Here is a 12316-nt window from a genome sequence, read left to right as displayed (position 1 = left end):
TCCGTGAGAATGGGGTCGTGTTCGGTGTGCGTGCGGTGCGTCGCGCGTTCAGGCCGCCTTCGCGTCGCGCGCGGCGAGCGTCGCGTCGATCGATGCGGCCGCGCACTTACCGTCCTGCACGGCCTGCACCGTGAGGTCGATGCCGCCCGTCGCCGCGCAGTCGCCACCGGCCCACACGTCCGGCAGCGCCGTGCGCCCGTTCGCATCGACCGCGATACGCGAACCGTCCGCGGTCAGCAATTCCGCCGCGATGCCGTCCGGCACGAGCGTCTGGCCGATCGCCTTCAGCACCATGTCCGCGTCGATGGTGAAACGCTCGCCCGACGCGACCTCGAACTCGACGCCCGTGACCTGCCCGTCCGTACCTGCGATACGCACCGGCCTCGCGTGCGTGACGAGCGTGACGCCGCTCTTCTGCGCGAACTCGCGCTCGGCCCACGTCGCGCTCATCGCGTCCACGCCGCGCCGGTACACCATCGTCACGCGCTCGGCGCCGAGCTTGCGGCTCTGCACGGCCGCATCGATCGCCGTGTTGCCGCCACCGATCACGACCACGCGCCGTCCGACCGGCACGTTCTCCAATCCGTCCGCCTGCCGCACCTGCTCGATGAAGTCGACCGCGTTCATCACGCCGCCCAGTTGCTCGCCGTCGATCGCGAGCGCGCGCACACCGCCGAGCCCCATCGCCAGGAATACCGCGTCGTGTTGCTCGCGTAGCGCGTCGAGCGTTACGTCGCGTCCGAGCGCCATACCCGTTTCCAGCGTGATGCCGCCCACCGACAGCAGCCACTCGACTTCACGCTGCGCGAAATCGTCGACGGTCTTGTACGCGGCGATCCCGTATTCGTTGAGTCCGCCGGCCTTCGGCCGCGCGTCGAACAGCGTGACGCGGTGCCCGGCGAGCGCGAGCCGGTGCGCACAGGCGAGCCCGGCCGGCCCCGCGCCGACCACCGCCACATGGCGGCCGGTCTCGGGTGCGCGCCGGAACTGCACCGCCCCGGTCTGCATCGCCCAGTCGGTTGCGTGCCGCTGCAACGCGCCGATCGCGACCGGTTGCGCATCCTGATGGTTGCGCACGCATGCGCCTTCGCACAGGATCTCGGTCGGGCACACGCGGGCGCACATCCCGCCGAGCGGATTCGCGGACAGGATATCCATCGCCGCGCCTTTCAGGTTGCCGTTGCCGATCTTGCGGATGAAGCTCGGGATGTCGATCTGCGTCGGGCACGCGTGCACGCAGGGCGCGTCGTAGCAGTAGTGGCAGCGGCTGGCGGCAGCCGCCGCGGCGGTCGGATCGAGCAGCGGCGCGATATCGGCGAATTCGCACGAGAGTTGCGTGGACGACAGGCGATGCGCGGCGATATCGCCGGTTGGCTGGGTGGTCATACGCGTTCCTTCGACTGGGTGGAGACAAAGCCGTCCCCGCCGGCTGCGGATGCACAGTCGGGGCGGTCATGCTTCGGGGTGCTACGGTCAGGCGACGCGCAGCCTGCCTGCTGCGCTATGTCCGGTCGGTCATGAAGCCGGCTCGCACGCACGCGACAGCATCGCGTGCAGCAGCACGTTCGCGCCGGCCTCGATCCATGCGGGCGTCGCGTCCTCGATCTCGTTGTGGCTGATGCCGTCGATACATGGCACGAACACCATCGACGTCGGCGCGACCTGCGCCAGATAGCACGCGTCGTGGCCCGCCCCCGACACGATGTCGCGATGCGAGTAGCCGAAGCGATCGGCCGCATCACGCACGGCCGCCACGCAGGCGGGGTCGAACGCGACGGGCTTGTAGTAGAAAATCTGCTCGAGTTCGGTGTCGAGCCCGATGTCGCCCGCGATGCGCGCGACGCCATCGCGCAGCGCCGCGTCCATCTTCGCGAGCACGGCGTCGTCCGGATGACGGAAATCGACGGTAAAGAACACGCGGCCGGGAATCACGTTGCGCGAGTTCGGGTGGACTTGCATCATGCCGACCGTCGCGCAACCGAACGGCGCATGATCGAGGCCGATCCGGTTGACGAGATCGACCACCCGCGACGCGCCGAGCAGCGCGTCGCGGCGGCGCGGCATCGGCGTCGGCCCCGCGTGCGCTTCCTGGCCGGTGAACGTGATCTCGTACCAGCGCTGCCCCTGCGCGTCGGTCACGACGCCGATCGTCTTGCACTCCGCTTCGAGAATCGGCCCCTGCTCGATATGCAGTTCGAACGCCGCGTGCAGCTTGCGCCCGCCGCACGGCACGTCGCCCGCGTAGCCGATGCGCGCCAGTTCCTCGCCGATCGTCTTGCCGTCGACGTCCTTGCGCGACAGCCCGTAGTCGAGCGTGAACACGCCCGCGAACACGCCCGATGCGACCATCGCCGGCGCGAAGCGCGACCCCTCCTCGTTGGTCCAGATCACGACCTCGACCGGATGCTCGGTCTCGATGCCGTGATCGTTCAGACTGCGAATCACCTCGAGGCCGCCGAGCACGCCGTAGATGCCGTCGAAGCGCCCGCCGGTGGGCTGCGAATCCGCGTGCGAGCCCGTGACGACCGGCGCCGCGTCGGCCACGCGGCCCGCACGACGCATGAACACGTTGCCCATCGTATCGACCGTCACCGTGCAGCCGGCGGCCTTCGCCCAGCCGACGATCAGGTCGCGGCCGGCCTTGTCGAGATCGGTCAGCGCGAGGCGGCATACGCCCCCCTTCGGCGTCGCGCCGATTTTCGCGACTTCCATCAGGCTGTCCCACAGCCGCCTGCCGTCGACCTTGATCGACGTGTCGAAAGCTGCCCGCTTCACTGTTTCCGATACCGCGCTCATTCGTATCGCTCCTGTGGGGTCGGTGATGTCGTCAGCCGGTCTGTGCCGGTGCATGCGAGACCTGTTTCGGGGCGCGCCGCCCGGATGCGGTGCATGCTCGGTCGGTTCGCGAAATGCGTCAAATCCTGTCCGATTGGACAGGTTTTAGACGATCAAAATGCGCAGCGCAACGTCTTTCTTGCGCAACGCACGGGAGCGAGAAACGTGCCATCGCAACGCAGCATCGCCGCGGCGTGGCGGCATTCACGTGCGTGCGCGCGACGCGAATCAGCGGCTAGAATGAAGCCCAACGCGGCATGGCCGCCGCGCGAGGGTAACGATGAGACATGACGAGGTGACGATCGAAGCCACCGACCGGGACGAAACGCCGGCGCCTTTGCGGCGACGCAAGGCGCACATTCGCGAGTCCAACGAAGCGCACCTGCTCGCGTGCGCGGAGGCCGTATTCGCGGAACGCGGGCTCGCCGGCGCCAGCACCGCGATGATCGCGGAGCGCGCCGGCCTGCCGAAGGCGAATGTGCACTACTACTTCCCGACCAAGCTCGCGCTGTACCGACGCGTCCTCGACGACCTGTTCGAGGACTGGCATCGCGCGGCCGGCTCGTTCGAGGCCGGCGACGATCCGGTGGAGGCGATCGGCGGCTACGTGCGCGCGAAGATGGCGCTGTCGCAGCGGCGCCCGCTCGGCTCGAAGGTGTGGGCCAACGAGATCATTCACGGCGCGGAGCACATGCAGGACATCCTGTCGCAACGTGTGAAGCCGTGGTTCGACACCCGCGTGAAGGTGATCGAAGGCTGGATCGCGAGCGGGCTGCTCGCGCCGATCGACCCGCATGCACTGATGTACCTGATCTGGGCGACCACGCAGCACTATGCGGATTTCGATGCGCAGATTCGCGCGCTGAGCGGCAAGCGCGCGTTCACGAAGAAGGCGTTCGACGAAAAGACCGAGCAGGTCGTGCAGCTCGTGATTCGTGCGTGCGGCGCGGTGTCGCCGAACGCGAAGCCGTAGCGCGACACGACGATCCGCCGAATTAAAAACGGGCGGCGAGCACCACACGGGGATGTCCCGTGCGATACGCGCCGCCCGTGATGCCGCGTTCGCGCGTGCGAACGATGCGATGCGATGCGATGCGTAAAGCGACGTGTTGCGGCGACGTATTACGCGATGCGCTCGATCGCAATGGCCGTCGCTTCACCGCCGCCGATGCACAGCGATGCGATGCCGCGCTTCAGGCCATACGTGTCGAGCGCGGCCAGCAGCGTCACCATCACGCGCGCGCCCGATGCGCCGATCGGATGCCCGAGCGCGCACGCGCCGCCGTGCACGTTCACCTTCTCGTGCGGCAGATCGAGATCGCGCATCGCGGCCATCGGCACCACCGCGAACGCTTCGTTGATCTCGAACAGGTCGACGTCACGCAGGTTCCAGCCGGTTTTCTCCGACAGCTTGCGCAGCGCGCCGATCGGTGCGGTCGCGAACAGCCCGGGCTTGTCCGCATAAGTCGAATGCCCGACGATCACGGCCTTCGGCGTGAGGCCGAGGCGCTCGGCTTCCGAGCGGCGCATCATCACGAGCGCGGCCGCGCCGTCCGAGATCGACGATGCGTTCGCGGCCGTCACCGTGCCGCCTTCGCGGAACGCCGGCTTCAACGTCGGGATCTTGTCGAGTTTCGCCTTGCCCGGCTGCTCGTCGATCGACACGACGCTTTCCGTCTTGCCGGCCTTCACGGTCACCGGCGCGATCTCCGACACGAAATGCCCTTCCGCGATCGCGCGCTGCGCCCGCGTCAGCGACGCAATCGCGAACGCATCCTGCGCTTCGCGCGTGAACTGGTAAGCCTGCGCGCAATCCTCGGCGAACGTGCCCATCAGGCGGCCTTTTTCATACGCATCCTCGAGCCCGTCGAGGAACATGTGGTCGAGCACCTGCCCGTGCCCCATGCGCATGCCCGCGCGCGCCTTCGGCAGCAGGTACGGCGCATTCGTCATGCTCTCCATCCCGCCCGCCACGGCCACGCCCGCCGAACCCGCCAGCAGCAGATCGTGCGCGAACATCGCCGCCTTCATCCCGGAACCGCACATCTTGTTGACCGTCGTCGCGCCCGCCGCGAGCGGCAGCCCGGCCTTCAGCGCGGCCTGGCGCGCGGGCGCCTGGCCCTGGCCGGCTGGCAGCACGCAGCCGAACACGATTTCATCGATGCGTTCGGCCGGCACGTTCGCGCGTTCGAGCGCCGCGCGAATCGCCACCGCGCCGAGGTCGCTGGCGCTGGCTGCCGCCAGATCGCCCTGAAAACCACCCATCGGCGTGCGCGCCGCACCCACGATTACGATCGGATCCTGAGTCGTCATGATTCGCTTCCTCCAGTGTCAGCGCGGCGCCATGCGCAACGCGCCATCGAGACGGATGACTTCGCCGTTCAGCATCGTGTTTTCGGCGATGTGGCGCACCAGCGCCGCAAATTCTTCCGGGCGGCCGAGCCGCGGCGGGAACGGCACGCTCTTGCCGAGCGCGTCCTGCACGTCCTGCGGCATGCCGGCCATCATCGGCGTCGCGAAGATGCCGGGCGCGACCGTCACGACGCGAATGCCGAAGCGCGCGAGCTCGCGCGCGATCGGCAGCGTCATGCCGACCACGCCGCTCTTTGACGCCGCGTATGCGGCCTGTCCGATCTGCCCGTCGAACGCCGCGACCGACGCGGTATTGACGATCACGCCGCGCTCGCCTTCCGCGTCGGCGTCCTGCTTCGACATCGCTTCGGCGGCCAGCCGGATCATGTTGAACGTGCCGACGAGGTTGATCGATACCGCGCGTGCGAAGCGGTCGAGCGAATGCGGGCCGTCGCGGCCGACGACCTTCTCGCCCGGTGCGACGCCCGCGCAATTGACGAGCGCATCGACGCGGCCATACGCGTCGCGCGCGGCCGTGACGGCCGCCTGAGCGTCGGCTTCGCTCGTCACGTCGGTCTTCACGAAGCGCGCGGCCGCGCCGAGTTCGCTGGCGAGACGCGCCCCCGCCTCGTCGTTGACGTCCAGCAGCACGGCTTTGCCGCCTTGCGCGACGACCATGCGCGCCACCGCGGCGCCGAGGCCGGAACCGGCGCCCGTAATCAGAAAAACACGATCCTTGATATTCATTCGCAGTCCGTATTCAGGGTTGAGCGATCTTCTCGGCTTCCATCTTGCGCAACACGAAGCGCTGGATCTTGCCGCTCGGGGTTTTCGGCAGCGCGTCGACGAAGTCGATCGCGCGCGGATAAGCGTGAGCGGACAGCCGCCGCTTCACGTGCAGACTCAATTCCTCGGCCAGTCCGGGCGTGCCGTCGAACCCTTTCGACAGGACGACGAACGCCTTCACGATTTCCGTGCGCTCCGGGTCGGGCACGCCGATCACGGCGGCCTCGCTGACGGCCGGATGCTCGATCAGCGCGCTCTCCACGTCGAACGGGCCGATCCGGTAACCGGACGACGTGATCACGTCGTCCGCGCGGCCGATGAAGCTCACGGCGCCGTCCGGTTCCAACTCGACGTTGTCGCCGGTCCGGTAGTAACCGCCCGCTATCGCCGGCGTGTCCTGCTGCCAGTAGCCGCGGAACCACAGCAGCGGCGAGCGCGCGATGTCGATCGCGAGGTTGCCGGGCTCGCCGGGCCCGAGCTCGCGGCCCGCTTCGTCGAGTACCGCGACACGGTAGCCCGGCATCGCGAAGCCGGCGGAACCGACGTGCACCACGTGCGCGAGGCCGTGATGGTTGTTCACGACCATTCCCAGTTCGGTCTGGCCGTAGTGATCGTGGATCGGCGCGCCGAGCGCCGCGTGGAACCAGCGCACGACTTCCGGATTCAGCGGTTCGCCCGCGCTGCTCACCACGCGCAGCTGGCCCTTCATGCGCGCGGCCGCTTCCGTCCCCGCCGCCATCAGCATCCGGAACGCGGTTGGGGAACCCGCAAGGCTCGTGATGCCGAGACGCTCGATCACGTCATACGTGCTGTCGACCGTGAAGCTGCCCTCGTAGAGCGTCGTCGCATGGCCGAGGAGAAGCGGGCCGGTGATCGCGTAATAGAGGCCGTACGCCCAACCCGGGTCGGCGATATTCCAGAACCGGTCAGTGGCGCGCAGATCGACCGCTTCGCGCATGTACGCGCCGAACGCGAGCAATGCGTAGAGCGGCACCGGTACGCCCTTCGGCAAGCCCGTCGTGCCCGACGTCGACATCATCATGAACAGGTCCGACCCCTTGCGCAGCACGGGCTCGAACGTATCGGACCGCGCGTCGAGCGCCGCGCGGAAATCGATGTCGTGCGCCGGCAGCGTCTCGCCTGCTTCGCGCACCGTCGCCACCGGCGGGCAATCGGCAATTTCGTCGAGCTTCGCGCGATTCGCCACGTTGGTCACGATCAGCCGCGCGTCGCTCATCCGCAACCGGTGCTCGATCGCCTTCGGGCCGAATGCTGTGAACAGCGGCTGATACACGGCGCCCGCGCGCCACGTGCCGAGGATCGTCGCGACGAGCTCCGGCGTGCGCGGCAGCAGCCCCGCCACCACGTCGCCCGGCTGCACGCCGTGCGCGACGAGCAGGTTCGCGACCCGAGCCGACAACGCCTGCATCTGCGCGAACGTGAAGCGGTGATGCTGCCCGCCGGCGTCGATCCAGTCGATCGCGATAGCGTCCGACTTCGCGTGCCGGTCGCAGCATTCGACGCACGCGTTCAGGCCGCGCTCCAGGTCGCCGCTCAGTTGCGCGGCGGCTGTCTCGATACTGAACCGGGCCACGGCGTCGGCGTAAGCCGGCACCGGCTGGGCGGTAGCTCCTTCAGGCATGCGTGTCTCCTGTTCGTTATGGCCACCGACGAGCCAGGGGCGCGACGGGGATACATCGATAGTAGACAGCCGCTACATTGCAATCAATGACAAACGGAATCTAGAATCGTGATCGCTTTTGCCATGTCGGGGGGACACAGGAAAATGGGGCCGCAGATGATTTCGCCGGATTTCGTCGACGATGCGCTCGCGTGCCTGCGCCGGCACGACCTGCCGACGGCGCCCGTGCTGCGCACCGCCGGGCTGCCGGCCGTCGTGCGCGAGTCCGTCACGCCGCAGCAGTACGGCCGCCTGTGGCTCGCGATCGCGGGCACCCTGGACGACGAATTCTTCGGGCTCGCCGCGCGTCCGATGCGGCGCGGCAGTTTCACGCTGCTGTGCCACGCGGTGCTGCATGCCGGCACGCTCGACAAGGCGCTGCGGCGCGCGCTGCAGTTTCTCCGGGTCGTGCTCGACGAGCCGCACGGCGAACTCATCGTAGCCGACGGGCACGCGCAGATCGTGCTGGCGCAATCGGGTTCGCCGTACCCGGCGTTCGCGTACCGGACGTTCTGGCTGATCCTGCTCGGCGTCGCGTGCTGGCTGATCGGCCGGCGCATCCCGCTGCAGCGCATCGATTTTGCGTGCTCCAGCCCCGGCCAGCGCAGCGACTATCACCAGTTCTTCGGCGTCCCCGTGCATTTCGACCGGCCCGACAGCCGGCTCACATTCAACGCGGCCTATCTCGCGCTGCCGACGATCCGTTCGGAGCAGGCGCTGAAGACCTTCCTGCGCGGCGCGCCCGGCAACCTGCTCGTGCGCTACCGGCACGACACGGGCTGGGTTGCGAAGACGCGCGCATATCTAAAGGCGCTGCCGGCCGCCGAGTGGCCCGACTTCGATACGCTGGCCGTACGCCTCGACACGACGCCCGCGACGCTACGGCGGCGTTTGCGCAGCGAAGGGCAAAGCTTCGCGGCGATCAAGGACGAGTTGCGCGGTGCGCTGGCCCAGTCGCTGCTGCGCGGGCGCGCGCTCAGCGTCGCGGAGATCGCGGCCGAGCTCGGCTTCACCGAGCCGAGCGCGTTTCATCGCGCGTTCCGGAAATGGACGGGCACGAGCCCCGGTGCATTTCGGCGCGACGTGCATGTGGCGAACGCGGAGTCTTGAATGGCGTGCAAGCACGAAGCGTCTCGCCCCGCACCGCTGATACGATGCAAACATGCGGCTGCCGTCCATTGTCCCCGGACCGCGGCGAACACCGATCAACCCTCACCGCTCACGCTCCGATGCAAGCCACCTCCTTTTCCGACACCGAACTGGCCGATCTGCGCGCGCACGGTATCGTGCTGTTTGCCGGCCGCGTGATCTTCGACGCACAGCCGCCGATGGCGCCTGACCAGATCGCGGCCGTGCAGGCCTGCTGTCACGGCGATATTCCGCTCCCGTTGCTCGAGTTGTGGCGCATCACGGCCGGCGGCAGCCTCGACTACGACCTGACGCTGGAGATGAACGGCAATGTCGAAGCCATCAGCTGGAGCGAGCTGTTCTACAACGGCAGCGACGGTTACCGCGACCTGCAGGGCTGGATCGACCACGAACTCGAACTGGCCGAAGAAGCCGCGGAAGAGAACGCGCGCACGTGGAACGGCAAAATCGATGCGCTGCCGTTCGGCGGCTTCGAATATTGCGACCGCATCTACGTCGTGACGGAGCCCGGCGCACACGACTATGGCCATGTGCTTGCATGGAAACAAGGGTTGCCGCCCGCGTGGCGCGGCGCGATGCACGAGGACGGTCTCGCGACGATCGCGCCCGATCTGTACGCAGCATTCGGCGCGCTGCAGCTTCATGCCGATCCGCTGGCGCCCGGCGGCGAACCAGGCACCGGTGTCGCGCTGCTCGAATACGTCGATGAACGCCGCGACGATCATGGCCTGCCGGCCTCGCTGGCCGACAAGCTGATCGCGTTCTATCGACAAGCGGTGATCGACTGGCGCACGCCGCTCGCCGACGGCACACTCGGGATGCAGCCGGTACTCGCACGGCACGCATTACGCCATGCGATCGATCACGACGATGCGGCACTCGTCGCGCGACTGGCGCCTATCGTCGCCGATCTTGGCGTGGCGCTCGCGGGCAGTTCGATCCCGACGGATTACGCGTTGCGACGCCAGAAGTTTTCCGCAGCCGCCGCGTTGCTCGCCGCGGGCGCGCCAGTCGTGCCCGATGCGCTGGCATCCGTGTCCGGCGCCGTACCGGTCAAGCTGATGCGCATGCTGCTTGAAGCCGGCGTGCGGCCGGATGCCGACGCAATGGCGCGTTGCGTCGCGGGCGGCGGCACCGATAGCGCACGGCTGATCGGCGCGGCGCTGTCGGCCCATGGCGTCGATACGGCAGTTGCCTACCGCACCGCGAGCGACAAACTGCTGGACGAGTTGAAGGCCGACATCCGCAAGGTTCGCGCCGGCAAGCTCAGCCACTATCTCGGGCTCGACGGGCTCGAAGCACACGCCGAGCGCCTGCGGATGTTCGATTGCTGACGTCAAGCAGGCGCCGATGCGCCGTGGGTTTGCCTGCAGCATCGCAGTCAGGGTGCCGTTTGTTTGGATTGGATTTCTTGCACGTTCCGGTGCGAATCTGCATGACGCTCACCGCACCGCAGCGCGCGTATGACGTTGCACCCCGATCCGTCAGACCACATACTGGTCGGCCAGTCTGAACGAGGTTGCGCGGATGGTGAATGTCGATGGGAGCGCCGCTTCGATCTTCGGCGTGATCGGAACGGCCGTTTCGTTGCTGGCAGCGATTCCTTACGCGCTCGCGATCTACCGGCGCACCATTCGCCCGCATCTGTTCACGTGGCTCGTGTGGTCGGTCGTCACGGCGATCGCGGCCGCTGGCCAGTTCGTCGCGGGCGCGGGGCCGTCCGCGTGGTGCACGGCGGCGATTGCCCTCACGTGCTTTCTGACGCTGATCGCCAGCCTGTTTCGCGGTGAGCGCGGCTGGACGGGCCTCGACTGGCTGTTCCTGTGCGCGGCACTGTCGGCCATTCCGCTGTGGATGCTGACCGACGATCCGACGGTGTCGATCTGTCTGGTCACGCTGATCGAGCTTGCCGGCCTTGGCCCGACCGTGCGCAAGACGATCCGCGATCCGTGGAGCGAGAGCCTCGCCTATTTCGCGCTGTGCGTGCTCAAGTACGCACTGGCGTTGCTGGCATTGAGCACGTGGAGTGTCGCGGTCGCGTTCTATCCGGCCGTCAACCTCATCGCGTCGATCGGCATCTGCCTGGTGATGCTGGTCCGGCGTCAGTCGTTGCCGAATGCGCGGTAGGCTGCGTTTGTCGCCGTACCGCTACCCCTCCGAAATGATGCGAGGCCTGACATGGATGCGATCCGTACCGTCATCGAACCCTGCGAAACCGCGCTTCGCGCGGCGATGCTCGCCAACGACGTCGAAGCGCTCGAGGCGCTGCTGGACGACGATCTGGTGTTCACAGTCCCGACCGGCCAGGTCATCTCGAAAGAGGACGACCTCGTCGCGCATCGCGCGAAGCTTTTGCGTCTCGACGCACTCGACGTCCACGAAATGCGCTCATGCGCGATCGACGAGATGATCCTGACCACGACGCGAGCGACCCTCGCGGGCCATTTCGATGGCACGGCATTCGCCGGTACATTTGCCTATACGCGGCTCTGGCGTCGATCAGGCGCTAACTGGCGCGTCGTCGCAGGACATGCATCGCAGGTCGTGTAGCTGCGCCGCGTGTGCGGTTGAACTGCCGCAGGTGATGCTATGGCGAACGGGCCGGCTGTCGGTCGGCGGTGAGACCGTACGATGCGGGTGATGCGCCGATGAAAACGTCGACCGAGGTGGTGTCGACCACGACGAGAGACGAAATGCACAAGCTATTTACCGTGCGTGCCGCACGTGTCGCGGACGCGGACGAACTCAGTCGACTGGCGCGCCTTTCGAAGGCGCACTGGGGCTATCCGAAGGAATGGCTCGACCTGTGGCAAAGCGATCTAACGATTTCGCCGGAGACGATCGAAGGGGCGATCAGTTACGTCGCGGAATCGGCCCAGTCGATCATCGGGTTCTGGGTGCGAGCATCAGTGGATTCTGGTCGACCGACACCCGGATGGTTGTTCGTTCATCCCGATCATATGGGCCGGGGTGTCGCCCGTGCGCTGTGGGAAGCAGTTCGGACTGAGGCCGCCGCGAGAGGAATCAAAAGCTTTGTGATCGAAGCGGATCCCAATGCTGTGCCGTTCTATCTGACGCTCGGCGCTGAAAAGATCGGCGAAAAGGAATCCAGCGTCGTTCCGGGAAGGTTTTTTCCGATCTTGCGGATCACGGTCTGATGGGCGGTGAAAGCAGCAAGATGGTTCGCTGTGCGTGTGGCCGATGGGATTGAACTGTCAGTGGTGACAAGCGAAGTTGCGGCGGAGAAATGCCTGAGTTCGATCAGTCCGACCGGGCGCTCTAATGACGCTTTCTACGCCCCGCCTCGCGTAGAGTTCGCCATCCAGCATGTTTTTTGGACGCCGAAATGCAAAAACCCCCGCCTTTCGGGCGGGGGTTCTTGGCTTAGGGAGCCTGACGATTACCTACTTTCACACGGGAATCCGCACTATCATCGGCGTAGAGTCGTTTCACGGTCCTGTTCGGGATGGGAAGGGGTGGGACCGACTCGCTATGGTCATCAGGCAAAGGGGG

11 protein-coding genes and 1 rRNA gene are annotated in these 12316 nt (G+C 67.0%); 6 read left to right on the top strand and 6 right to left on the bottom strand.

Features of this window, described 5'->3' with window-relative positions; translation table 11 throughout:
- Positions 1-48: 48 nt before the first annotated feature.
- The gene (locus tag CFB81_RS29960; protein ID WP_089437579.1) at positions 49-1386 is read right to left on the bottom strand and encodes an NAD(P)-dependent oxidoreductase; all 1338 of its coding nucleotides are present in this window, start codon (positions 1384-1386) and stop codon (positions 49-51) included.
- Positions 1387-1515: 129 nt separating this feature from the next.
- Entirely contained in the window at positions 1516-2796 is a 1281-nt protein-coding gene (locus CFB81_RS29955) for a Zn-dependent hydrolase (protein WP_069620578.1), read from the bottom strand.
- Between the two features lie 319 nt (positions 2797-3115).
- Between CFB81_RS29955 and CFB81_RS29950 the strand changes: the two genes are divergently transcribed.
- On the top strand, positions 3116-3808 hold the full coding sequence (locus CFB81_RS29950) for a TetR/AcrR family transcriptional regulator (RefSeq protein WP_069620577.1): 693 nt from the start codon (positions 3116-3118) through the stop codon (positions 3806-3808).
- A gap of 149 nt (positions 3809-3957) precedes the next feature.
- Here the strand turns inward: CFB81_RS29950 and CFB81_RS29945 are convergent, their stop codons facing one another.
- Genes CFB81_RS29945 through CFB81_RS29935 form a run of 3 tightly spaced genes read right to left on the bottom strand, consistent with a single transcriptional unit; the run spans position 3958 to position 7615 of the window.
- Positions 3958-5148 (bottom strand): acetyl-CoA C-acetyltransferase, encoded by a 1191-nt coding sequence (locus CFB81_RS29945; protein WP_069620576.1) that lies wholly within the window; start codon positions 5146-5148, stop codon positions 3958-3960.
- Between the two features lie 18 nt (positions 5149-5166).
- Entirely contained in the window at positions 5167-5934 is a 768-nt protein-coding gene (locus tag CFB81_RS29940; protein ID WP_089437578.1) for a 3-hydroxyacyl-CoA dehydrogenase, read from the bottom strand.
- Between the two features lie 13 nt (positions 5935-5947).
- Positions 5948-7615: an acyl-CoA synthetase gene (locus CFB81_RS29935; protein ID WP_089437577.1), complete on the bottom strand. Its 1668-nt coding sequence runs from the start codon at positions 7613-7615 to the stop codon at positions 5948-5950.
- Positions 7616-7759: 144 nt separating this feature from the next.
- Between CFB81_RS29935 and CFB81_RS29925 the strand changes: the two genes are divergently transcribed.
- From CFB81_RS29925 to CFB81_RS29905, 5 genes are all read left to right on the top strand, one after another.
- On the top strand, positions 7760-8764 hold the full coding sequence (locus tag CFB81_RS29925; RefSeq protein ID WP_069620573.1) for an AraC family transcriptional regulator: 1005 nt from the start codon (positions 7760-7762) through the stop codon (positions 8762-8764).
- 119 nt (positions 8765-8883) lie between these two features.
- Positions 8884-10137, top strand: coding sequence for an SMI1/KNR4 family protein (locus CFB81_RS29920; protein WP_256976379.1), 1254 nt, complete (start codon positions 8884-8886; stop codon positions 10135-10137).
- Positions 10138-10330: 193 nt separating this feature from the next.
- Entirely contained in the window at positions 10331-10930 is a 600-nt protein-coding gene (locus CFB81_RS29915; protein WP_069620571.1) for a hypothetical protein, read from the top strand.
- Positions 10931-10981: 51 nt separating this feature from the next.
- Positions 10982-11353 carry a nuclear transport factor 2 family protein gene (locus CFB81_RS29910; protein WP_089437575.1) on the top strand — a complete coding sequence of 124 codons (372 nt, stop codon included), beginning with the start codon at positions 10982-10984 and terminating at the stop codon, positions 11351-11353.
- A 143-nt stretch (positions 11354-11496) separates the two neighbouring features.
- Entirely contained in the window at positions 11497-11961 is a 465-nt protein-coding gene (locus CFB81_RS29905; RefSeq protein ID WP_089438123.1) for a GNAT family N-acetyltransferase, read from the top strand.
- A gap of 233 nt (positions 11962-12194) precedes the next feature.
- Here CFB81_RS29905 and rrf read toward each other — a convergent pair.
- Positions 12195-12307 (bottom strand): 5S ribosomal RNA (rrf, locus tag CFB81_RS29900).
- Positions 12308-12316: the final 9 nt, after the last annotated feature.

It is taken from the genome of Burkholderia sp. AU28863 (assembly GCF_002223195.1).
Classification (GTDB): Bacteria; Pseudomonadota; Gammaproteobacteria; order Burkholderiales; family Burkholderiaceae; genus Burkholderia; species Burkholderia sola.
Note: the sequence above shows the minus strand (reverse complement) of the source record. Positions and strands in the feature narration are given on the sequence as shown.

What these genes read in the sequence shown, in the direction of transcription:
- CFB81_RS29960 (WP_089437579.1), bottom strand. Translation starts at nt 1,386, where the DNA reads ATGACCACCCAGCCAACCGGCGATATCGCCGCGCATCGCCTGTCGTCC.
- CFB81_RS29955 (WP_069620578.1), bottom strand. Translation starts at nt 2,796, where the DNA reads ATGAGCGCGGTATCGGAAACAGTGAAGCGGGCAGCTTTCGACACGTCG.
- CFB81_RS29950 (WP_069620577.1), top strand. Translation starts at nt 3,116, where the DNA reads ATGAGACATGACGAGGTGACGATCGAAGCCACCGACCGGGACGAAACG.
- CFB81_RS29945 (WP_069620576.1), bottom strand. Translation starts at nt 5,148, where the DNA reads ATGACGACTCAGGATCCGATCGTAATCGTGGGTGCGGCGCGCACGCCG.
- CFB81_RS29940 (WP_089437578.1), bottom strand. Translation starts at nt 5,934, where the DNA reads ATGAATATCAAGGATCGTGTTTTTCTGATTACGGGCGCCGGTTCCGGC.
- CFB81_RS29935 (WP_089437577.1), bottom strand. Translation starts at nt 7,615, where the DNA reads ATGCCTGAAGGAGCTACCGCCCAGCCGGTGCCGGCTTACGCCGACGCC.
- CFB81_RS29925 (WP_069620573.1), top strand. Translation starts at nt 7,760, where the DNA reads ATGGGGCCGCAGATGATTTCGCCGGATTTCGTCGACGATGCGCTCGCG.
- CFB81_RS29920 (WP_256976379.1), top strand. Translation starts at nt 8,884, where the DNA reads ATGCAAGCCACCTCCTTTTCCGACACCGAACTGGCCGATCTGCGCGCG.
- CFB81_RS29915 (WP_069620571.1), top strand. Translation starts at nt 10,331, where the DNA reads ATGGTGAATGTCGATGGGAGCGCCGCTTCGATCTTCGGCGTGATCGGA.
- CFB81_RS29910 (WP_089437575.1), top strand. Translation starts at nt 10,982, where the DNA reads ATGGATGCGATCCGTACCGTCATCGAACCCTGCGAAACCGCGCTTCGC.
- CFB81_RS29905 (WP_089438123.1), top strand. Translation starts at nt 11,497, where the DNA reads ATGCACAAGCTATTTACCGTGCGTGCCGCACGTGTCGCGGACGCGGAC.